The sequence below is a fragment of the Pantoea rodasii genome (assembly GCF_002095465.1).
Lineage (GTDB): Bacteria > Pseudomonadota > Gammaproteobacteria > Enterobacterales > Enterobacteriaceae > Pantoea > Pantoea rodasii.
The window spans coordinates 258,806-279,810 of the sequence record NZ_MLFP01000002.1 but is presented as its reverse complement, the minus strand read 5'-3'; the positions used below and the strand labels follow the sequence as shown (position 1 = coordinate 279,810).

The 21,005-nt window shown below is 54.3% G+C and carries 19 protein-coding genes and 5 pseudogenes; 13 read left to right on the top strand and 11 right to left on the bottom strand.

Translation table 11 applies throughout. From position 1 onward, the window contains the following. Nucleotides 1–9 precede the first annotated feature (9 nt). The 9 genes and pseudogenes from HA45_RS29275 to lipA form a co-directional block, all read left to right on the top strand. Nucleotides 10–708 (top strand): annotated as a pseudogene (locus tag HA45_RS29275) (penicillin-binding protein 2); the annotation flags it as partial. Continuing rightward, a complete protein-coding gene (locus HA45_RS29270) occupies nt 697–1,407 on the top strand; it encodes a penicillin-binding transpeptidase domain-containing protein (protein ID WP_495524938.1) in 711 nt (236 codons plus the stop codon). The pseudogene HA45_RS29275 and the gene HA45_RS29270, both read left to right, overlap by 12 nt. 8 nt (nt 1,408–1,415) lie before the next feature. Next, nucleotides 1,416–1,913 carry a penicillin-binding transpeptidase domain-containing protein gene (locus tag HA45_RS29265; RefSeq protein WP_436404994.1) on the top strand — a complete coding sequence of 166 codons (498 nt, stop codon included), beginning with the start codon at nt 1,416–1,418 and terminating at the stop codon, nt 1,911–1,913. An 8-nt stretch (nt 1,914–1,921) separates the two neighbouring features. Continuing rightward, a pseudogene (gene mrdB / locus HA45_RS03680) lies at nt 1,922–3,033 on the top strand (peptidoglycan glycosyltransferase MrdB). Between the two features lie 10 nt (nt 3,034–3,043). After that, entirely contained in the window at nt 3,044–4,141 is a 1,098-nt protein-coding gene (rlpA, locus tag HA45_RS03675; RefSeq protein WP_100702371.1) for an endolytic peptidoglycan transglycosylase RlpA, read from the top strand. Between the two features lie 122 nt (nt 4,142–4,263). Continuing rightward, on the top strand, nt 4,264–5,475 hold the full coding sequence (gene dacA / locus HA45_RS03670) for a D-alanyl-D-alanine carboxypeptidase DacA (protein ID WP_100702370.1): 1,212 nt from the start codon (nt 4,264–4,266) through the stop codon (nt 5,473–5,475). Between the two features lie 159 nt (nt 5,476–5,634). Further along, nucleotides 5,635–5,898, top strand: coding sequence for a DUF493 family protein YbeD (ybeD, locus tag HA45_RS03665; RefSeq protein ID WP_100702369.1), 264 nt, complete (start codon nt 5,635–5,637; stop codon nt 5,896–5,898). 69 nt (nt 5,899–5,967) lie between these two features. Further along, nucleotides 5,968–6,618: a lipoyl(octanoyl) transferase LipB gene (gene lipB / locus HA45_RS03660; RefSeq protein ID WP_100702368.1), complete on the top strand. Its 651-nt coding sequence runs from the start codon at nt 5,968–5,970 to the stop codon at nt 6,616–6,618. Nucleotides 6,619–6,794: 176 nt separating this feature from the next. Beyond that, nucleotides 6,795–7,760 (top strand): lipoyl synthase, encoded by a 966-nt coding sequence (gene lipA, locus HA45_RS03655; protein ID WP_100702367.1) that lies wholly within the window; start codon nt 6,795–6,797, stop codon nt 7,758–7,760. A 111-nt stretch (nt 7,761–7,871) separates the two neighbouring features. Here lipA and tatE read toward each other — a convergent pair whose 3' ends face one another. From tatE to HA45_RS03625, 6 genes and pseudogenes are all read right to left on the bottom strand, one after another. Next, a complete protein-coding gene (gene tatE, locus HA45_RS03650) occupies nt 7,872–8,075 on the bottom strand; it encodes a twin-arginine translocase subunit TatE (RefSeq protein WP_100702366.1) in 204 nt (67 codons plus the stop codon). A gap of 97 nt (nt 8,076–8,172) precedes the next feature. Then, the gene (locus tag HA45_RS03645; RefSeq protein WP_100702365.1) at nt 8,173–8,943 is read right to left on the bottom strand and encodes an amino acid ABC transporter ATP-binding protein; all 771 of its coding nucleotides are present in this window, start codon (nt 8,941–8,943) and stop codon (nt 8,173–8,175) included. Next, nucleotides 8,940–9,890, bottom strand: coding sequence for an amino acid ABC transporter permease (locus HA45_RS03640; protein WP_100702364.1), 951 nt, complete (start codon nt 9,888–9,890; stop codon nt 8,940–8,942). The genes HA45_RS03645 and HA45_RS03640 overlap by 4 nt, the downstream gene beginning before the upstream one ends. Continuing rightward, a pseudogene (locus tag HA45_RS03635) lies at nt 9,887–10,772 on the bottom strand (ABC transporter substrate-binding protein). Before HA45_RS03635 ends, HA45_RS03640 begins: the two are co-directional and overlap by 4 nt. Nucleotides 10,773–10,794: 22 nt before the next feature. Beyond that, nucleotides 10,795–11,589 carry a deaminated glutathione amidase gene (locus HA45_RS03630; protein WP_034829032.1) on the bottom strand — a complete coding sequence of 265 codons (795 nt, stop codon included), beginning with the start codon at nt 11,587–11,589 and terminating at the stop codon, nt 10,795–10,797. 2 nt (nt 11,590–11,591) lie between these two features. Further along, nucleotides 11,592–12,551 carry a substrate-binding domain-containing protein gene (locus HA45_RS03625; RefSeq protein WP_100702362.1) on the bottom strand — a complete coding sequence of 320 codons (960 nt, stop codon included), beginning with the start codon at nt 12,549–12,551 and terminating at the stop codon, nt 11,592–11,594. 137 nt (nt 12,552–12,688) lie between these two features. On the opposite strand from HA45_RS03625, the pseudogene HA45_RS03620 reads away from it, so the two are divergent. Continuing rightward, nucleotides 12,689–14,025 (top strand): annotated as a pseudogene (locus HA45_RS03620) (aminotransferase-like domain-containing protein). Here the strand turns inward: HA45_RS03620 and HA45_RS03615 are convergent. From HA45_RS03615 to HA45_RS29405, 4 genes are all read right to left on the bottom strand, one after another. Then, nucleotides 14,022–14,447: a GNAT family N-acetyltransferase gene (locus tag HA45_RS03615; protein ID WP_100702360.1), complete on the bottom strand. Its 426-nt coding sequence runs from the start codon at nt 14,445–14,447 to the stop codon at nt 14,022–14,024. The pseudogene HA45_RS03620 and the gene HA45_RS03615 sit on opposite strands and share 4 nt — an antisense overlap. Nucleotides 14,448–14,806: 359 nt before the next feature. Beyond that, entirely contained in the window at nt 14,807–15,016 is a 210-nt protein-coding gene (gene cspE, locus HA45_RS03610) for a transcription antiterminator/RNA stability regulator CspE (protein ID WP_034829024.1), read from the bottom strand. 150 nt (nt 15,017–15,166) lie between these two features. Continuing rightward, the gene (pagP, locus tag HA45_RS03605) at nt 15,167–15,739 is read right to left on the bottom strand and encodes a lipid IV(A) palmitoyltransferase PagP (protein ID WP_100702359.1); all 573 of its coding nucleotides are present in this window, start codon (nt 15,737–15,739) and stop codon (nt 15,167–15,169) included. A gap of 609 nt (nt 15,740–16,348) precedes the next feature. Continuing rightward, the gene (locus tag HA45_RS29405; protein WP_017346848.1) at nt 16,349–16,432 is read right to left on the bottom strand and encodes a small membrane protein YohP; all 84 of its coding nucleotides are present in this window, start codon (nt 16,430–16,432) and stop codon (nt 16,349–16,351) included. Nucleotides 16,433–16,691: 259 nt separating this feature from the next. On the opposite strand from HA45_RS29405, the gene HA45_RS03595 reads away from it, so the two are divergent. After that, nucleotides 16,692–16,937, top strand: a complete 246-nt coding sequence (locus tag HA45_RS03595) for a hypothetical protein (protein WP_008103719.1) — start codon at nt 16,692–16,694, stop codon at nt 16,935–16,937. A gap of 109 nt (nt 16,938–17,046) precedes the next feature. Continuing rightward, the gene (locus tag HA45_RS03590) at nt 17,047–18,129 is read left to right on the top strand and encodes a malate/lactate/ureidoglycolate dehydrogenase (protein WP_100702357.1); all 1,083 of its coding nucleotides are present in this window, start codon (nt 17,047–17,049) and stop codon (nt 18,127–18,129) included. 43 nt (nt 18,130–18,172) lie between these two features. Here HA45_RS03590 and gntT read toward each other — a convergent pair whose 3' ends face one another. Next, nucleotides 18,173–19,489, bottom strand: coding sequence for a gluconate transporter (gene gntT / locus HA45_RS03585; protein ID WP_100702356.1), 1,317 nt, complete (start codon nt 19,487–19,489; stop codon nt 18,173–18,175). Nucleotides 19,490–19,614: 125 nt separating this feature from the next. Here gntT and HA45_RS03580 point away from each other — a divergent pair. Further along, nucleotides 19,615–20,925, top strand: a pseudogene (locus HA45_RS03580) (iron-containing alcohol dehydrogenase). The last annotated feature ends 80 nt before the right edge of the window (nt 20,926–21,005 follow it).

The following is a 21,005-nucleotide window of genomic DNA, read 5'->3' as shown; positions in this document are numbered from 1 at the left end:
ACGCAGCGGATGAAATTACAGAGCAACGCCTTTCGCGATTACACTGCCGAACAGAAACTCTTTGTCCGCCGGGCTTTGGTGGCTTTTGTTGGCATCTTCCTGCTCTCCAGCGTGCTGGTGGTCAACCTCTATCATCTGCAGATCCTGCGTTTCGACGATTACAGCACCCGCTCTAATGAAAACCGCATCAAGCTGGTGCCAGTGGCGCCTAGCCGCGGCATCATTTTCGATCGCAACGGCGTTCCGCTGGCGCTGAACCGCACCATTTACCAGGCTGAGCTGGTGCCTGAAAAAGTCGATGACCTGAAGCAGACGCTGCAAGATTTGCGCCCGGTGCTGGATCTGACCGACGACGATATTGATGCCTTTGAAAAAGAGCGTAAACGCTCGCGTCGGTTCACCTCTATTCCCGTCAAAATTGCCTTAAACGAAGTGCAGGTTGCGCGCTTTGCTGTGAATCAGTACCGCTTCCCGGGTGTAGAAGTGAGAGGCTATCAACGCCGCTATTATCCTTATGGCCAGACGCTGACTCACGTGGTGGGCTACGTGTCAAAAATCAACGATCGCGACGTTAAAACGCCTCGATGATGAAGCAAGTGGCCAAATTATGCCGCGACGCATGATATCGGCAAGTTAGGTATCGAGAACTATTACGAAGACGTGCTGCATGGCAAAACCGGTTACGAAGAGGTTGAAGTGAACAACCGCGGCCGGGTCATTCGTCAGCTGCATGAGCAATCCCCGCAGGCCGGGCGCGATATTTATCTGACCGTTGACCTGAAACTGCAGCAGTATATCGAAACCCTGCTCACCGGCAGCCGCGCGGCAGTAGTGGTCAGCGATCCGCGCACCGGCGAGATTCTGGCGCTGGTGTCAACGCCGAGCTATGACCCTAATCTGTTTGTTGATGGTATCTCCACCAAAGATTACAAAGCGCTGCTGAGCGATGAGAACCGTCCGCTCTACAACCGCGCTCTGCAAGCTTCTTACCCGCCCGCCTCAACGGTGAAACCTTATGTTGCCGTCTCCGCGCTGAGTGCCGGCGTGATTAACCGCAATACCAGCCTGTTTGATCCGGGTTGGTGGCAGCTGCCAGGTTCGGAAAAGCGCTACCGCGACTGGAAAAAATGGGGACACGGGCGTCTGAATGTCACCAAATCGCTGGAAGAATCCGCCGATACCTTCTTCTATCAGGTCGCCTACGATATGGGCATCGATCGCCTGTCGGAATGGATGACCAAATTTGGTTATGGCCATCGCACCGGGATTGATTTGCCGCAGGAAAGTCCCGGCAATATGCCAACGCGCGAATGGAAACTGAAGCGCTTTAAAAAGCCGTGGTATCAGGGTGACACCATTCCGGTGGGCATCGGCAGGGTTACTGGACCGCGACGCCCATCCAGATGAACAAAGCGATGATGATTCTGATTAACGACGGCGTGATCAAGGTGCCGCATCTGCTGCGCGCCACCCGTGAAGGCCAGGCGATGGTGCCGTTTCGTCAGCCACCTGATGCGCCAATTGGTGATATTCACTCAGGTTACTGGGAGATAGCCAAAGATGGCATGTACGGCGTGGCAAACCGCGCCAACGGCACCGCCCACAAAAGCTTTGCCGATGCGCCTTATAAAATTGCCGCCAAGTCCGGTACGGCTCAGGTCTTCGGTCTGAAAGAGAACGAAACCTATAACGCGCACAAAATTGCTGAACGCTTGCGTGACCACAAATTAATGACGGCTTTCGCGCCATATGACAAACCGCGCGTGGCGGTCACCATGATTCTGGAAAACGGCGGTGCCGGCCCGGCTGTGGGCAGCATTATGCGCCAGATTCTTGACCACATTATGTTAGGCGACAACAACACCGTGCTGCCAGAAGCAGCCCCCACGCCGCCTGGCTACGAAGGTGAATAAAGATGTCCATGAACGATAGCCCGCAGAAAAGATCGATCTGGACACGTATCCATATCGACCCGTTGTTTATGTTAATCATCCTTGCGCTGTTGACCTACAGCGCCATCGTGATTTGGAGTGCCAGCGGACAGGATCCGGGCATGATGGAGCGTAAGCTCGGCCAGATCGCCATGGGTATCATCATCATGCTGGTGATGGCGCAGGTGCCGCCGCGTGTGTATGAAAGCTGGGCGCCGTATCTCTACATCGTTTGCGTCATCTTGCTGATCGCGGTGGATGCCTTTGGCCATATCAGTAAAGGCGCACAGCGCTGGCTGGATCTTGGCTTTGTGCGTTTTCAGCCGTCCGAGATTGCCAAAATTGCGGTTCCGCTGATGGTGGCGCGCTTTATCAACCGTGATGTCTGTCCGCCCACGCTGAAAAATACCGGTATTGCGCTGGTGCTGATCTTTATGCCCACGCTGCTGGTGGCGGCGCAGCCTGACCTCGGCACGTCGATTTTGATCGCCGCATCCGGCCTGTTCGTCTTGTTCCTTTCAGGCATGAGCTGGAAGCTGATCGCTGTGGCAGTATTGCTGGTTGCCGCTTTTATCCCGGTTTTATGGTTCTTCCTGATGCACGACTATCAACGTGACCGCGTGATGATGCTGCTCGATCCCGAAAGCGACCCGCTTGGTGCCGGATATCACATCATCCAGTCCAAGATCGCGATAGGCTCCGGCGGATTACGTGGCAAAGGCTGGCTGCATGGCACGCAGTCACAGCTGGAGTTTTTACCTGAGCGCCACACCGATTTTATTTTCGCGGTATTGGCAGAAGAACTGGGTCTGGTGGGCGTCTTATTACTGCTGGCACTCTATTTGCTGCTGATACTGCGCGGCCTGATCGTTGCCGCGCGGGCACAAACCACTTTGGCCGCGTGATGGCGGGCGGTTTGATGCTGATTTTATTCGTTTATGTTTTCGTTAACATTGGCATGGTAAGTGGTATCTTACCCGTGGTCGGTGTCCCGCTGCCGCTGGTGAGCTACGGCGGATCGGCTTTGATTGTGTTAATGGCCGGATTTGGCATCGTGATGTCGATCCATACTCATCGAAAAATGTTATCTAAAAGCGTTTAAGAGGCTGCACATGCGTAAGGATTGGCTTGGGGTTGCATTGGCAACACTGGTACTGGCTGCCTGTTCCACACCGGAACAGCAGAATAATACTGCGCCACCGCAGCCGGCCTACAATGGCCCGGTGGTGGAAATCCCAGGCGTTGAACCACGCTATGAACCAATCAATCCTTCTACCAGCCAGGATTACAGCGTCAACGGTAAAAATTACCGTGTGATCAAAGACCCTTCCAACTACAGCGAAGTGGGTCTCGCCACCTGGTACGGTGAAGAAGCACAAGGCAATCGCACCGCGATAGGCGAAGCTTACGATCCGGATGCCATGACGGCCGCACACCCCACTCTGCCACTGCCGAGCTATGTTCGCGTCACCAACATCGCGAATGGTCGTCAGATCGTGGTTCGCGTTAACGACCGCGGCCCTTACACGCCAGGCCGCATCATCGATCTGTCACGTGCAGCGGGCGATCGCCTGAACATCTCCAACAATTCGCGCGTACGCGTGGATTACATCAAAGTTGCTCCGGATGGTTCGGTCTCTGGTCCGGGCACCATTGGAACCACCGTCGCGAAACAGAGCTACGCCCTGCCCGCGCGACCAGATCTTAATGGCGGCATGGTGATGATGGGCGGCAGTAGCGCCAATGCCACGCCAAGCCCAGCCCCGCAGGATGTGCGTGCGGTGGATAACAGTACTTTGCAGAGCAATGGCAACATGGGTGCCCCGGTGCAAAGCAGCGGCTTTCTTGGCGCGCCACAGCCTTTAGCTAACGGTGTGCTGGAAGGCAATGAGCCGGCTGCGCCACCGGTGCAGGCAACCCCAGCCGCGCCCGTCGCGGCACCGACCAGCGCTGCGCCGGTGAGTCAAAATGCCCATGCAGGCAGCGGTTATGTGGTGCAAGTGGGTGCGGTGAATGATGCTGCGCGCGCTCGTCAGCTGGCCACCAGCCTCGGCAAACGCTTCGGCGTGCCTGGCAACGTTGAAGCCAATGGCAACGTTTATCGTATTCAACTCGGCGGTTACAGCAGCCGGGCAGAAGCCGCTGCGTTACAACAGCGCCTGACCACTGAAGCACAGATGAGCTCATTTATTACGACTGCCCGCCCGTAATGTCACGGGCAGTTACCTTTACTGCTGAAACTGATTCGCAAAGCAAGATGTCGCCCGATCGGGCGTTTGCTATAGTAAGGCACTTTTTTCACTCTTAGCCCACGGATGTTGTAGTCCTTAACATGAATACGCTGAAACCCTCTCGTTTTCTGAAACGCCTGACAGTGGGATCACTGGTCGCCCTTTCTCTCAGCCATGCCGCGTTGGCGGACGATGTTAATCTTAAGACGATGATTCCGGGCGTCCCGGAAATCGATGCTGAAGTTTATGTGCTGATGGATGCCAACTCCGGCAAAGTGCTGGCAGAAAAGAACGCGGATGCCCGTCGCGATCCCGCCAGCCTGACCAAAATGATGACCAGCTATGTCATCGGTCAGGCAGTCAAAGCAGGCAAAATCCATAACGATGACATCGTGACCGTGGGTAAAGATGCCTGGGCAACCGGTAACCCGGTGTTCAAAGGCTCGTCACTGATGTTCCTGAAGCCAGGCGATCGCGTACCGGTTTCTCAGCTGACGCGCGGTATCGTCCTGCAATCGGGTAATGATGCCTGTGTGGCGATGGCCGATTACGTTGCCGGCAGCCAGGATGCGTTTGTTAGCCTGATGAACAACTATGTTGGCGCACTGGGCCTGAAAAACACCCACTTCCAGACGGTACACGGTTTGGATGCTGAAGGTCAGTACAGCTCGGCGCGTGATATGGCGCTGATCGGCCAGGCACTGATTCGTGACGTGCCGGACGAATACGCGGTTTACCATGAAAAAGACTTCACCTTTAATAACATCAAACAGATGAACCGTAACGGTTTACTGTGGGACACCAGCCTGAACGTGGACGGCATCAAAACCGGTCACACTGAAGCTGCAGGCTATAACCTGGTGGCGTCCGCGACCGAAGGTCAGATGCGTCTGATCTCTGCGGTGATGGGCGGTCGTACCTATAAAGGTCGTGAAACCGAAAGTAAAAAGCTGCTGACCTGGGGCTTCCGCTTCTTTGAAACCGTCGCGCCACTGAAAGCAGGCAAAGAGTTTGCTTCTGAGCCGGTCTGGTTCGGTAACAGCGATCGCGTCCAGCTCGGCGTTGAAAAAGATGCCTACCTGACGATTCCACGCGGCCGCATGAAAGACCTGAAAGCCAGCTACGTGCTGACTAACACCGAACTGCATGCACCACTGCAGAAAAACCAGGTAGTGGGCAGCATTAACTTCCAGCTGGATGGCAAAACCATTGAGCAGCGCCCGCTGGTGGTCCTGAACGAAGTGCAGGAAGGCGGCTTCTTCAGCCGTATCATTGATTACATCAAACTGATGTTCCATCACTGGTTTGGCTAAGGCGCTTGAAAAAACGCCGGTTTGATACCATATAATTAGAAATCCCCGTTTCAAACGTATAGGGGAGGCTCACCAGCCTCCCTTATCGATTTTTATGCACCATCAGTTTTAGGGGCGGCCTGCGGGCTTCTCTTCTCAATTTTAAGCACCGGAGCCAACATGAAAACCAAACTGAATGAACTGCTCGAATTCCCTACCTCCTTCACCTACAAAGTGATGGGTCTGGCGCAACCGGAGCTGGTTGATCAAGTGGTTGAAGTGGTGCAGCGCCACGCACCCGGCGACTATACCCCGGCGGTGAAGCCGAGCAGCAAAGGCAACTACCATTCGGTGTCTATCACTATTACTGCCACTCATATCGAGCAAGTTGAAACCCTGTACGAAGAACTGGGTAACATCGATATCGTGCGGATGGTGTTGTAATCCCTGCGCTGGCAAAGGCGGCTTTGCCAGCGTTATACTCAGCCCTTCACTCTCTACCGGATCTTCGCTGTGTCAGCTAACACGCTTCTTGTTCGTCAACTGGGCCAGCGCGACTGGCAGCCTGTCTCCGATGCGATGCATCAGTTTACCGATCAACGTGACAGCAGTACCGCCGATGAAATCTGGCTGGTGGAACATCATCCGGTGTTTACCCAAGGCCAGGCGGGCAAAGCCGAGCATCTGCTGATGCCAGGTGATATTCCGGTGGTCCAAAGCGATCGTGGCGGCCAGGTGACCTATCACGGGCCAGGGCAGCAGGTGATGTACGTCCTGATTGATATTAAGCGTCACAAGATCGGTGTGCGTGAGCTGGTCACCGCCCTCGAAGAAACCGTTATCGCCACGCTGGCGGATTATGATGTTGCTGCACGAGCGCGTGCCGATGCGCCCGGCGTGTATGTCGGCGATGATAAGATTTGCTCGCTGGGTCTGCGTATTCGCAAAGGCTGTTCGTTCCATGGTCTGGCGCTGAATGTGGCGATGGATCTCGCGCCCTTCTTGCGCATCAATCCTTGCGGCTATGCCGGGATGCAGATGACGCAGCTCAGTGATGTCCAACCGGGCGTGACACCTGCCGATGTGCAGCCACGTTTAGTGCAACATTTCGCGCGATTAACCGGCTTTACCCAACTGGAATGGCAAAATGAAGCCGCGGTCTGACCTTGACTGTCTGTGCGAATTTACAAAATTGTAACTTTAGCACTCGCTTATCGGCTGCTTATACGCAGACGAAATGATATAATTTTTGCCATATTTTCAAATAAAGTTGAAAGCCTGGTTCTCAGTTTGAGTGAGGAAGCTTTCAAATCGCAATCCCGACCGGAACCTGCAGATTTATGAGTAAACCAATTCAGATGGAACGTGGCGTCAAGTATCGCGATGCCGACAAAATGGCGCTGATCCCGGTGAAAACTGTGATGGTCGAGCGTGAAGAGATTCTGCGCAAGCCGGAGTGGATGAAGATAAAACTGCCTGCGGATTCCAGCCGCATTCAGGGCATCAAAGCCGCTATGCGTAAAAATGGTCTGCACTCGGTGTGTGAAGAGGCATCCTGCCCTAACCTCGCGGAATGTTTTAACCACGGCACCGCCACCTTTATGATCCTGGGTGCGATTTGTACCCGTCGTTGCCCGTTCTGCGACGTGGCACATGGTCGTCCAAATACCCCTGATGCCAATGAGCCGCTGAAACTGGCACAAACCATTGCTGATATGGCACTGCGTTATGTGGTAATCACCTCGGTTGACCGCGACGATCTGCGCGACGGCGGGGCTCAGCACTTTGCCGATTGCATTAGCGCCATCCGCGAAAAAAGCCCAACCATCAAGATTGAAACTCTGGTGCCGGACTTCCGTGGCCGTATGGATCGTGCGCTGGAAATCCTCACCGCGACGCCACCGGATGTGTTTAACCACAATATGGAAAACGTACCGCGCGTCTATCGCCAGGTGCGCCCGGGTGCCAACTACGACTGGTCACTGAAGCTGCTGGAGCGTTTCAAGGAAGCGCATCCGGATGTGCCGACCAAGTCTGGCTTGATGGTGGGATTGGGTGAAACCAATGCGGAAATCGTCGAAGTGATGCGTGATCTGCGTCGCCATGGCGTCACCATGTTAACGCTCGGTCAGTATCTTCAGCCAAGCCGCCATCACCTGCCGGTTCAGCGCTATGTTAGCCCAGCAGAGTTTGATGAGATGAAAGAAGAAGCCATGGCAATGGGCTTCACCCATGCAGCCTGTGGTCCGTTTGTACGCTCTTCTTATCACGCAGACATGCAGGCCAAAGGGCTGGAAGTGAAATAATTTGCTGCCACTCTGTTAGCCGATGGCTGAAAACAAAAAACCAGACTTTGATAGTCTGGTTTTTTTATGGCCGTAATAAGTATTTACACTTATTGACGTTCAATGCAGAGATCAGTCTTTATGCGTTACGCGTTCTGCAGGGACTTCTTCAGCCGTTGTTTTGGTAGCGGAGGATTCATCATCTTTCATGGCCTTTTTAAAGCCCTTGATTGCGGAACCCAGATCGCCACCCAGTGAACGTAACTTGTTGGTGCCAAAAAGCAGTACGATGAGCGCACCGATGATCAGCAGTTTGGCAATGCTGAAACCTTCCATATTTTACCTTTCAACCTTAGCGAAAAAAGAACATGACTATTAACGCGCAGTTTATCACCGGTCTCAAACCAAATCTGTAACAGAGTAAGATCACGATTCAAATAAAGCGGCTGAGAAATGCCTGCGTCCGGGGATGCTGAGGATTGCCAATTACCTGCTCCGGTGTACCCTGCTCCACCACCACGCCGCCATCCATAAACACCACCCGATCCGCCGCTTCACGCGCAAAGCCAATTTCATGTGTCACCACGATCATGGTTAACCCGCGATCGGCCAGTGTGCGCATGGTGGCCAGCACTTCGCCCACCAGCTCGGGATCCAACGCGGAAGTCGGCTCATCAAACAGCATCAGTGCCGGTTTGATTGCTAAAGCACGCGCAATCGCCACACGCTGCTGCTGCCCACCGGAAAGATGGCGTGGCCATGCATCGGCTTTATCGCTCAATCCCACCGTCGATAGCAGCTCACGTGCATGCTGCAGCGCCTGCTGGCGTGGAAACTTATGCACACCGATAGGCGCTTCGATAATGTTCTGCAGCACGGTCATGTGCGGATAGAGATTGAATTGCTGAAACACCATGCCGATCTTCTGGCGCTGATGAGCGATCCGTCGTGCCGACAAACGATGCAGAATACCGCGCTTCAATTCGTAGCCGATCTGCTCGTCACCGACCATAATGGAACCGGCATTCATATCTTCCAGATGGTTTATGCAGCGCAGGAAAGTTGATTTACCCGAGCCCGATGGCCCGAGAATCACCACCACTTCGCCTGGAAACACATCCAGATCGATACCTTTTAAGACTTCATTATCGCCATAGCTCTTCTGAACATTACGCGCACTCACCAGCGGCTGAACCTCACTCATACATCCTCCTTCAGCTGATGTGTCGCTGCAACAGCAGTATCTGCCCGACGTTTGTTCACCACGGTACGTTTGGTTCCGCGAGCGTAATAGCGTTCCACAGCTGACTGCCCCACATTAAGAATCGAGGTAATGATCAGATACCAGATCACCGCCACCATCAGCATCGGAATAATTTCAAAGGTACGGTTATACACCGCCTGCACCGAGTACAGCAGATCGCCCATGGCGATTACGCTCACCAGCGAGGTCGCTTTGATCATACTGATCAGCTGGTTGCCGGTGGGTGGAATGATGGATCGCATCGCCTGCGGAATGATGATGCGGCGCAGCGCGCGGCTGCGGCTCATGCCAAACGCCTGAGTGGTTTCCACCTGACCTTGATCCACGGATAACAGCCCAGCGCGGATGATCTCCGCCATATACGCTGCTTCATTCAGTGCCAGACCGGCAAACGCAGCGGTCAGCGGCGTAATCAGATCGTTGGTATTCCAGCTGGCGAAGGTGATGTCCGTCCAGGGTACGGTGATCGAAATGTTCGGAAACAGCGTCGACAGGTTGTACCAAAAGATCAGCTGCACCAGCAGCGGCGTCCCCCGGAAAAACCAGATGTAGAGTGACGAGATGCCGCTCAGCAGTTTATTTTCCGACAGGCGCCATACCGCCAGTAGCAGGCCAAGCAGCGTGCCGAGGATCATTGAGACCACCGTCAGCCCCAACGTCACCTGCAGCCCTTTCATCACCGAACCTTCGGTGAACCACTGCAACACCACATTCCATTCAAAATTGGGATTGGTCGCCACCAGCCAGAGAAAGTTGGCCGCGACCACCAGTACCACAATCCATGAGATCCAGCGTCCATAGGTGGGCGCACTGCGGGCGAAAGCGACATCGCGCTGTTGCACGTTGGCCTTATCCCTGGCTCGCGTATTGTGGGTGACCGGATTCATTTTGCTGTCCCCTGCGCCAGATTACGTCCCGGCTGCTGCAGAATATTGCCGTCGAGTTTCCACTTCTTCATGATTGCCGCGTAGGTGCCGTTGGCGAACAGCTCTTTATAGGCGTCGAGTACTACGTTGCCCAGATCAGAACCTTTCGGTACCACCGTGCCCTGGAAGATATCGCCAAAGCCGTTTTTCTGTCCTTTCCCTGACAACTCCAGCTGTCCGTTAGCTTGTTCGATAAAGTACGTTAGCGGAGCCTGAGAAGAGAAGAACGCATCAGAGCGCTTCGAGCGCACCGCCAGAATCGATGAAGGCTGATCGGTAAAGGATTGCACCACCACCGCTGGCTTGCCTGCCGCGACGCAGGCATCTGACTGCTTGCGAATCACCTGCTCGGCTGAACCTGCGGCCATCACCGCAATACGCTTGCCGCAGGTGTCTTCCAGGCCACTAATTTTGGCTGGATTGCCCTTCTGCACGCCGAACACCACGAATTCCTGCACAAAATCGATAAAGTCGACTTTCTGCTGACGATCGGGATAGTCACCAATCGGGCCAATCGCCATCTGATAACGGCCCGAGTTAATCCCAGCCAACGCCCGACAAACCGCTTACCGTGGCGTGTTCAATTTTCACACCCAGCAGTTCCGCCAATGCATTGGTCAGGTCAGCAGAGGCACCGTCCATGGAATGTGGGCCGTTAACGATCTCATACGGAGGAAACGAGCCGTTGTTCACCGAAATCATTTTCCCGGCCGTTTTAATCTCTGCGGGCAGGCGATCGTGCAACGCCTGATCGACTTTCTGCGTCGGGATGGCATCCGCTGCCTGCGCAGCGCTAACCGTCAGACCCAGAGCCAGCACAATAGCGGTAGTTAATTTATTCATCAGCCAGTTTCCCCAAAATCTATCAAAGTGGTTTCAGTTCAGGACGTGCAAAACGGCGGTTTTCCAGCACCGGCAACACGCTGCGCGCATAGGCGATACGCTGCGGGTCGAGGTCGGCAAACACCAGTGCGGCGGATTCCGGCGCCTTGGCAATCGCCACACCCAGCGGATCGATCACCAGGCTGTTGCCGATATTGCGCGGACCACACTCGCCCACGGCCACCATGTAACAGGTGTTTTCCAGCGCGCGTGCGGTACACAGCAATTCCCAGTGCATCTCTTTCAGCGGGCCTTTGACCCACGCGGCAGGCAGTACCAGCACATCGGCACCGTCCAGCACCAGACGGCGCGCCAGTTCAGGGAAGCGCACGTCATAGCAGGTCATCAGACCCACCTTCATTCCGGCCACTTCTACCAGCGGGGGGATTTCGTTGCCGGGATTCACGCGCTGTGATTCCTGCATAGCAAACGCATCATAGAGATGCAGCTTTTCGTAGGCGGCGATGAGTTCACCGTTACGTATCGCAATCAGCACGTTGAGCGCCTTGTTACCTTCGGTCGGCACATGCACGCTCATCATGGTGGTTAAATCGTTGCCTTTACTGACAGCCAGCAGCTGCGTGATGAAAGGACCATCTAGCGGTTGAGCGGCTTTCAGTACCAGATCAGGGTCGGCAATATCACGTGCCAGCACACCTTCGGGCAACACCAGTAAATCCGCGCCTCCGGCCAACGCATTGTTCATTAAACCGATGCAGATATCGGTGTTTTCCTGCCATTCACGGCTGACAGCAAACTGCCCCATTGCAACTTTCATCATCACTCCCCTTGCGCTGCAGCCGGGAAAATCGCTTCCGGCGTCAGTAATGTTTTGGTTAAGCCTTGCTGGAACAGCTCGTTGGCAAAATCGACGATCATCTTTTTGTTAGCGGAGAATCCGTTCTGATTCCAGTCCGCCGGCAATTCCTGCGCGGTGCGTCGCAAATCGTCCAGCAGCCACGGCGTGGTGTCGGCATATTTCTCGCGTTTCTGCATCCACATCTGGTACGAACGATCGATGGTTTCGCTCAACGCCTGCGGCAGCCACGGGTGCGCCTCTGCCAGTGCCGGTTTCATCGCCAGCAAGTGAATGCCCGGCACGTAGCCAACGCGGTTGAAGTAGTCACGTTCGGCGGTGACAAAGTCGTTTTGCAGCTGGCGCAGGCCAGAATCTTTCAGGAAAAAACCTTCCGGCATGAAGGGGGTGAACACCGCATCCAGCTCACCGGCCTTGAGCAGTTCGATCAACGGACGCTCACCCGGTGCCGGTTCAATGCGGCCCGGGCGACCGAAGCCCGCAAGACGATCAACAATCGGATGTTCTTCGGTCAGGCGACCGGCAAACCAGTATGCATCATCAATTTCCACACGGGCTTCACGCAGCACGGTGCGGGTCCAGGTATTCCCAGAATCCTGCCAGCCGGTGACGCCAATCTTTTTGCCTTTCAGCTGGGCTGGCGTGGTAATGGGGCTGTCAGCGGTGGTAATGATGCAGCGCTGGCGAAAGCCGCGCATCAGGAAGTGCGGCAGGCCGAGCAGCGAATAATCGCCGCGTGCACACGCCTGAGCATAGCGACTGAATGAAACTTCGCCCGCATCGTATTTGTCGCTGGTGGCGAGGTTATCGACCAGTGTCCCTACGCGGTCAATTTCCAGCGTAAAGCCTTCCGGTTTGATGTCGCCGAGTGCCAGCGGGGTGAAATAATCCCAGTCACGCACCGCCAGTCTGATGGTTACCATATTTGTGCTTTCCCCGTTTTTTCTGCCAGCCAACTGGCCTTGTCTATATATTCATCAAATAGTGCTTGAATTCGAGTCTAAAACGCGAATACTAATCTGAACAATCAATTCTTTGTTACTGAACAAATGATTTTCTTATGACGCAAATTGTGAATGTAGAGTGGCTCAGCCAACAGATTGACGATGCTTCGGTGAAAGGCATTACGCTCACCGCCTCGAGCTTGATCCGCGATGGGCAAATCGCCGTCGGCATGCAGATGCCAGCCGTGCGCGAACTGGCGGAACGGCTGGGCGTGAGCCCGGCGACGGTGTCTGCGGCGTGGGCGCAGCTGAAAAACAGAAAGTGCTGGCGGGCAAAGGGCGCAGCGGCGTGTGGGTATGCGGCAACAGCGTGCTGCCGCGTCCGATACGCTTTGAGAAGATTGGCAATTACGGTGAGAACATCCGTGCGGCACTGGCGATGGCGTCACCCGATCCGGCTCTGTTGCCCGACCTCAAACGGGCGATGATCGCCGGGATCGCCTCTCCTCAGCTCAACAGCTATCAGCGCGAAGCGATATCGCCTCAGCTGCAGGCCGCCATCAGCCCACGCTGGCCCTATCCGGCTGAAGCCTGGCTGGCGACCGACGGCGGTTTTGATGCCATGAACTTGATCGTACAAACCCTGTTATCGCCGGGCGATCGCGTAGTGATTGAGGATCCGACTGCCACGCGTCTGCTGGATATGCTGGATAATATCGGAGCTGAAATTCTGCCGTTGCCCTGTGATGATCAAGGCCCGATTCCGGCAGTGCTGGCCACCCATTTGCAAAAATCACCGGCCATGTTTATCTACCAGCCACGCACCCATTCGGCGACGGGACACAGCGTGACCCAGCGCCGCAGTGGTGAACTGGCACGCGTATTGGCCAACAGTGCCACGATGATAGTGGAGGATGACGGCATTGGTGATTTGTCGCGCTGGCCAGCCTGGAGCCTGGGCTTTCACTTCCCGGAACGGGTGATCCACGTCCACTCTTTCTCCAAAGCCTATGGCCCGGATCTGCGCCTGGCGGCGTTATCCGGCACCGCAGAAATGGTGAAACGATTGCAGTCGTGGCGTAACTTTGGCGTCAGCTGGACCAGCCGTATTTTGCAGGATGCGGTGGCATGGATGCTGACGGATAACGCCACGCAACACTGTATTCAGCAGGCGAAAACGGTGTACGCGCAACGCCGTCAGCAGTTACTGGCCGCACTCGCCAAACGCGGTTTAGTGCTGGAAGAGCGGGATGGATTAAGCGTGTTGATACCGGTGGAATCCGAGCAGTACGCCATGATTACGCTGGCCGCACGCGGCATTGCGGTATTGCCCGGCGAGCGCTGCAGCATCAATAGCTCACCATTCATTCGCGTCAGTGCTGCCCTGTTGCCTTTCGAACAACTCGATAGCATCGCTGACGCGATCGTAATTGCCACCGGGCGTGGAACCTAGCCCAGATCTTTGATGTGATAGCGCGGGGATTCGACATAGCCTTCGCGCGAATAGAACTGATTCGCTTTGAGTCGCGAAGCGTGGCAATGCACTTCCATGCGATCGCAACCTCGCTCGCGCGCGAGCTGCTCGGCATGGCTAAGCAACTGCTGTCCGCTGCCTTTGCTGCGCTCACCTTCTGCGATGCAAAAATAGCTGATGCGCGCAAAATCAGCCGGCAGCGCCAGCTGGGGAATAAAGTGCAGGGAGAGAAACCCCAGAACCTGATTACCGTGTTCCGCCACCAATAGCATCTCGTCGGGATGGCTGCTTAATTGCGCCAGACGCGTATCGATGAATTTTTCCGTGCCGCTGTACCCCAGTTCGGTTAACAGCGCACTCAAAGCAAAACTGTCTTTTGCCAGTGCCTGACGTATGTTCATCCTGCCTCCTCATGAGTCCCTGAATGCAGTTATATAGCGTTGTTGCGCAAAAAGCTGCAAGTAAGGATTGTTATGGGAATGTTACTGGCAGTATCTGTGAAATACGCCGCAGAATGTGCCCTGTCATGAGACTGTCATCACGGCTTAAGGTTGGCTTAACGTGGCTTTGCGATGCTGAGTAAAATAACGCTCTGGGGCATACGCATGAAAGACATGATTCCACGCTGTTTCAATGAACTGATGGCGCTCAGTGTCGCCATGGCGGCCGTGTTGGGCTATTCCCTGACCTGGTGGCAGATGTAAAAAAAGGATAAAAAAAACCCGCCATTAGGCGGGTTTTCAAAATTCTAACTGTTAACTTACAGAGCGATAACGTTAGCAGCAGATGGGCCTTTAGCGCCGTCAGTGATTTCGAACTCTACACGCTGGCCTTCAGCCAGGGTTTTGAAACCATTGCTCATGATTGCAGAGAAATGTACGAATACATCTTTGCTGCCATCTTCTGGAGTAATGAAACCGAAGCCTTTCGACTCATTAAACCACTTAACGTTACCTTTGATCTTGGACATCTATATTACCTTTACATGAAAAATGGACACTAAACTGTGTCGGCATGTAGTACAGCAATTGCGGTGACATTTGTCCAGTGAGAATTGATGAAAAAGTGATAAATATCGCTTTTTTGAACCTCTTTCACACTTTCTGTCGCTTTTCACGTGCTAAAACTGAAACCTCAACCAGGCAAAAAACACGTTACCATTATTATAAGTGCCTGGAATATAAGTCATTTGGAATGTAGCTGGACCGTATCCTATTGACGCTAAGGGCAAAACCAGCGGAACAGGGATATAGCGCCAATTATCTCTCGCGGTCACTCCTGCGGTATACCCTGCACCGATGTGGAAATTCTGATCGTTCAAAGGTCGCCAGGTCGCTTCCCAGCCATAACCGCCGATAGGTTCCCATTTATTAAACGAGTCTTTGAACACCATGGCATACAGTCCGTGCCAGTTGCCCTTTTCATCCCAGCGAGACACACCGCCACCTGCGCCCCACGGCCGCTCATTATATTTTTCAATGTGTTCTTCATCGTAGGTCCAACGGTTATGCCAGGTGATAGCAGGCAAATAGAGATCGTTGTGTTGGGGCTGCGACCAGGTTTCCGCAACGTTGTCACTAAAAGTATTCCAGCCAGATTCGATGGCTTGCGTCGTTGAGACTGCTGATGCGCTAAACGTGGCCAATAAGGTCAATGTGCCGCCCGATATAGCGGAAAAAATGTGCCGATTCACAAAACTGTCCTATTAAATCATCTCTTAAGCTCAACCCAACCCGGTAAAACAGCGCATTCGGTGAGTGGGCGATTATTAACGCTACGGCTTAAAAGGATATTTAAAAAGGCGGCTAAAAACTCCAGGTATAGTCTGGGTTAGGGGATTATTTTTATGTGATTTAGTTTACGTTTCAATTTGAACAGGCAGATGGATATTCTGGCAATGTCATATTCAAAATGAACATTTAGTGCACTTTATGCATCACAATCATTCAGAGATATCAGCCACTATTCAGCAACTTAACGCCGATCATTTACACCGGCAATAAATTAATTAAATTTATGAATTGAACTCAATAGACGAATGAGATAAATCTCATCTTTCCAGGACGGAGAGGGAGGAACATTGAGATGACTATTTGCTGTCAACGCTGCGGCTGCGCTAAATTTTATTTCACATTACCAAACACTGAAGAGAATCGGAACACACCACACCATGGCGCTTGTTGCGCGGTTTGCGACAAGCCGATTGACTGGCGCGATCTCATCCCTGCGGTGCGGGCATTTAGTGAATTCGCCGCCTCTCGTGCTGAATAACGAATTCAGGCACCTTAGGTGCCTGTTCGAGTCAGAAAATCAGTTTAAACACGCCAGTAATTGTCAGCAATCCCACGATAAAGATGATGGCGATGATCCACAGAATTATTTTCATAGTTCGCTCCTTCAGTGATGAAAATTAACGCATCCGTCATTCAGTATAGATGATCATTCTGCGTTCGCTGCTCAGTGCGAGCACTGTCACGTAACATGATGTGCGTTGCTTTCAGCTCCGTTTTATTTCTGCGAGAAAGGTCTCAGGTCACGCTTTTATCCCCCGCTCCCGCTGCGCACCGCCGCCTCATGCTGTCTAAACTTACAGCGCCTCTAGCAGGCCTCAATTGTTATCACTGCCTACGTAACAAGGAGATCTTATGAGCACGATTAATACCAGCATGGGGCGTTATAGCCTGAAGGCAAAGGATTACGGCAACCACATCAGTGGCAGCATTGCCATCAATGATGAAGGTGGCACCCAACTCACCATGCAAGAGTTTGAAGAGCACTATCTTGACGATGTCGTCAACAATGTCATTTATCCGGTCACGGGTGGGAACCGTGAAATTACCCGCGCGTTGCGCGATCAGATGGTGAAAGCCGGCTTTGAACAGCCACATTGAGTTTATTGGGCCACGGATTGTGGCCCTTTGCTTTTGATAACGCTCACTTGCGGTGATTGTTGCTTTAAGCGCAGGATGGACTATTGAACATGACAAGGAGATTGACCGCGTGAGTGCCCTCTATCGTATCGCCCCTTCCCAACTGCATCAGTTCGTTCAGGCCATTTGGTTACATGCTGGCAGCAGCGCTGAAGAGTCACGTTTAGTGGCCGATCATCTGGTGGCCGCCAACCTGGCCGGCCACGATTCCCACGGCGTGGGGATGATCCCAACCTACATGAATTCGCTGGCGCAGGGTTTCCTGCAGCTGAATCAACAAGCCACCATCGTGAAGGATGCAGGCGCGGTCCTTACGCTGCACGGCCATAACGGCTTTGGCCAGGTGGCCGCGCATCAGGCGATGCAGCACGGCATTGAGCGTGCGGCGAAACTGGGTATTGCCGCCGTTGGCTTACATCATGCGCACCACATTGGCCGCATCGGTCATTGGGCAGAGCAGTGTGCCGCCGCGGGATTCGTCTCTTTCCACTTCGTCAACGTGATGGGTGACCCGATGGTGGCCCCGTTTAACGGGAGCGATCGTCGTTTCGGCACCAACCCCTTCTGCGCCATCTTCCCACGTCGTAACGCCAAGCCGCTGCTGCTCGATTTCGCCACCAGCGGCATCGCCTACGGTAAAACGCGCGTGGCATGGAACAAGGAGCAGCAGGTCGCGCCGGGATATCTGATTGATCATCAAGGGCAGCCCACCACGGAGCCCGGTGTGATGCATCAGGCACCTTACGGTTCGCTGATGCCATTTGGTTTGCACAAAGGTTATGCGCTGGCCACCATGTGCGAAATTCTTGGCGGTGCACTTTCCGGTGGACGCACCACGCATGATGCCACCCTGGTCAGCAGCCATGATGCCATCTTCAACTGCATGACCACCATCATCGTCAATCCCGAGGCGTTTGATGCCCCTGCGATGCAGGAAGAAGCAGAATCTTTCCTTGAGTGGGTAAAACGCTCGCCGCAAAGCGGTGAGGCACCGATTCAGGTACCGGGCGAATGGGAAGAGCAGAATCGCGTGGCGCGCGATCGGGATGGCATTCCGCTCGACAGCAATAGTTGGGAACAGATCTGCGCGGCGGCGTTGCAGGCGGGAATGCCCGACGAGGAATTGGCGGCCTTCCGCGCCCTGGCAGAGTAAGCCGCAGAACAATGGCTGAGGCGCGCTGCCTCAGCCATGTGAGTTAGATAATGTTGGCCATCAGCAAACAACCCACCAGGCCGCACACCGAAATAATGGTTTCCAGCGCTGACCATGAGCGGATTGTTTCGCCGATGGTCAGATTGAAGTACTCCTTGAACAACCAGAAGCCGGGATCGTTGACGTGTGAGAAGATCACGCTACCGGATCCCACCGCAATCACCATCAATTCTGGGCTGGCACCGCTGGTCGCAATCAGTGGCGCCACAATACCGCCTGCGGTAATTGCCGCTACGGTGGCAGAACCCAGCGCAATACGCAGCACCGCCGCAATCGACCACGCCATAAAGATCGGCGACAGGTTAGTGGCATGCATCATATTCGCGATGTATTTATCCACGCCGCTGTCCACCAGCACCTGCTTAAACGCCCCGCCGCCGCCGATGATCAACAGCATCATGGCGATGAGTTTGATCGAGTCCGTGATGGTGCCCATTACTTCATCCATGCTGCGCCCACGGTTTAAACCAAAGGTGAAGATGGCGATCAGCACCGCAATCAGCGTCGCCATGATCGGGTCGCCGAAGAACTCAGCATAAGGCAACAGCACATGCCCTTTCGGCAGCAGCATTTCTGCCACCGCACGCAACGCCATCAGCACCACCGGCACTAACGCCGTCCACACGCTGACGCCAAATCCGGGCATTTCCGCTTCGGTAAAGGTTTTCGGGTTCCACAGTCCTTGCGGAATCGGCTTATCGATACCTTTCAGGAAACGCGCGTAAACCGGTCCGGCCAGAATCACCGTAGGAATCCCCAGTAACGTACCGTACAGCAGCGTTTTACCCATATCGGCATTGAACAATGTGGCAATCGCGGTGGGACCGGGATGTGGTGGCAGGAAACCGTGCGTCACGGACAGCGCAGCGGCCATCGGCACACCGACATACAGCAACGGCACGCGCGCTGATGCCGCAACGCTGAACACCAGCGGCAACATCAGCACAAAGCCCACTTCATAGAACAGGGCGAAACCAACGGTGAAGCCCGTCAGCACCAGCGCCCACTGAATATGTTTTTCACCAAATTTGGCAATCAGCGTGGTGGCAATTCGTTGTGCTCCACCGCAATCGGCCAGCAGTTTGCCCAGCATGGCACCGAAGCCCATGATCAACGCCAGGCTGCCCAGAGTGCCGCCCACGCCGGTTTTGATCGAGCCGATCACTTTGTTGACCGGCATTCCCTGCATCACACCCACTGCCAGCGCGACCAGTATCAGCGCAATAAATCCGTTGAGTTTGAATCGAATCATCAATAGCAGCAGTAACGCTACGCCAATCGCCACATAGAGTAATGGCATAATTTTTCTCCACTTTTGCGCTCGACAGCATGTCGGCAGCGGTTTGTTTTGGTTATCCCAGAGGATCGTCGATTCAATGACATTGGCGAGAGGCACGCGGCCTGCTGCGCAATGTTACGGGTATCATGTTAAGGGTAACATTGCGCACAAAGCATCAGCCGCGCACGGTGAATTTCTGTTTTGCGAAGGTGATCAACTTTTTGCCTGGTGGTTATCAGAATGTTTGCCGCGGGGGCGTCACGGCTTTTGGTTACACTAAGGTCTTTACGCCATTCAAAAAAGGATATGCAGGTGAGTGAGAATCTGATCGAGTTGTACAGTAATCAACAAACCCTGTTTGGTCGCGGCAGCATTGACCGTTTATTGCCGCTGCTGGCCGCCAATCCCCAACCGACGCTGCTATTCTGTGGCCGATCTTTTCTCAACGGCCCGGCCTGGCAGAGAATGGGCGCGGCATTGAATGACCAGATTCTGGGCTACGAGATTGTCAGCCATGAAGCCTCGCCCGATGAAATTGATGCCTGGGTGAATCGCTGGCGCGGTCATGTTGATCGCGTGGTGGCGATCGGCGGTGGCAGCGTGCTGGATGCGGCTAAGGCCTTTAGCGCCATGATGCAGCATCCGCTGAACACCGCGCGTTATCTGGAGAAAGTCGGTGATACGCCGGTGCAGGCGGTTACCCTGCCGTTAATTGCCATCCCGACCACCGCCGGAACTGGCAGCGAAGCAACGCAAAACGCCGTCGTTACTGACCAGCAGCACATTCAGATTAAGCTTCGCTGCGTCATCCGGTGTTTGTGCCGCAGGTAGCCATTCTGGATGCCGACTTGCTCAAGGGCACGCCGGACAGCGTACTCGCAACCTGCGCCATTGATGCCTTTACCCACCTGTTCGAAGCGTATCTGTCGCGTAAGGGCAATCTGTTTACCCAACAAACTGCGCTCAACGGTCTGCGATTGTTCTTCAAGGCGTGGCCAAACCTGAACCGCGACGATACGCAAGGTGATGAAGCACGTGAGGCGATGATGATGGCTTCCTGGCTGGGCGGCGTTTGCCTCAGCAGTGCCGGATTAGGGGTAATTCATGGGATTGCCGGTGAGCTGGGCGCGATTAAACCGTTCCATCACGGGGAAGTGTGTGGTCGCCTGCTGTTCCCGTTCCTCGATGTGCTGGCCGAGACAGAACACGCGGAGCAGCAGCAGTTGATGACGCAGTTGGGGCAAGCGCTGTTACCGGACGATCCGGCACCTGCGGCACTGGCGCTCAAAGCCTGGCTGCAGCAGCATGCGATTGTGCCGTTCTGGCAGGAAGGACCGACGCTGAGCGCCACGGACGTTGACTGGATTGTCGCGCGCGCCAACAGTAAAAATGGCTGGGTCAGTTACGATGCACCGACCATCACCGAGATGATTACCGCCGCCTGGCATGTTGCCTAGCATCGGTTAATTTCGGCTGTGCGGGCGCGCCAAAGCACGCCCGCACCACTTTAAACATCGCAATGTTCTAAGCCAGTGCT

What these genes read in the sequence shown, in the direction of transcription:
- HA45_RS29265 (WP_436404994.1), top strand. Translation starts at nt 1,416, where the DNA reads ATGATGATTCTGATTAACGACGGCGTGATCAAGGTGCCGCATCTGCTG.
- rlpA (WP_100702371.1), top strand. Translation starts at nt 3,044, where the DNA reads ATGCGTAAGGATTGGCTTGGGGTTGCATTGGCAACACTGGTACTGGCT.
- dacA (WP_100702370.1), top strand. Translation starts at nt 4,264, where the DNA reads ATGAATACGCTGAAACCCTCTCGTTTTCTGAAACGCCTGACAGTGGGA.
- ybeD (WP_100702369.1), top strand. Translation starts at nt 5,635, where the DNA reads ATGAAAACCAAACTGAATGAACTGCTCGAATTCCCTACCTCCTTCACC.
- lipA (WP_100702367.1), top strand. Translation starts at nt 6,795, where the DNA reads ATGAGTAAACCAATTCAGATGGAACGTGGCGTCAAGTATCGCGATGCC.
- tatE (WP_100702366.1), bottom strand. Translation starts at nt 8,075, where the DNA reads ATGGAAGGTTTCAGCATTGCCAAACTGCTGATCATCGGTGCGCTCATC.
- HA45_RS03645 (WP_100702365.1), bottom strand. Translation starts at nt 8,943, where the DNA reads ATGAGTGAGGTTCAGCCGCTGGTGAGTGCGCGTAATGTTCAGAAGAGC.
- HA45_RS03640 (WP_100702364.1), bottom strand. Translation starts at nt 9,890, where the DNA reads ATGAATCCGGTCACCCACAATACGCGAGCCAGGGATAAGGCCAACGTG.
- HA45_RS03630 (WP_034829032.1), bottom strand. Translation starts at nt 11,589, where the DNA reads ATGAAAGTTGCAATGGGGCAGTTTGCTGTCAGCCGTGAATGGCAGGAA.
- HA45_RS03625 (WP_100702362.1), bottom strand. Translation starts at nt 12,551, where the DNA reads ATGGTAACCATCAGACTGGCGGTGCGTGACTGGGATTATTTCACCCCG.
- HA45_RS03615 (WP_100702360.1), bottom strand. Translation starts at nt 14,447, where the DNA reads ATGAACATACGTCAGGCACTGGCAAAAGACAGTTTTGCTTTGAGTGCG.
- cspE (WP_034829024.1), bottom strand. Translation starts at nt 15,016, where the DNA reads ATGTCCAAGATCAAAGGTAACGTTAAGTGGTTTAATGAGTCGAAAGGC.
- HA45_RS29405 (WP_017346848.1), bottom strand. Translation starts at nt 16,432, where the DNA reads ATGAAAATAATTCTGTGGATCATCGCCATCATCTTTATCGTGGGATTG.
- HA45_RS03595 (WP_008103719.1), top strand. Translation starts at nt 16,692, where the DNA reads ATGAGCACGATTAATACCAGCATGGGGCGTTATAGCCTGAAGGCAAAG.
- gntT (WP_100702356.1), bottom strand. Translation starts at nt 19,489, where the DNA reads ATGCCATTACTCTATGTGGCGATTGGCGTAGCGTTACTGCTGCTATTG.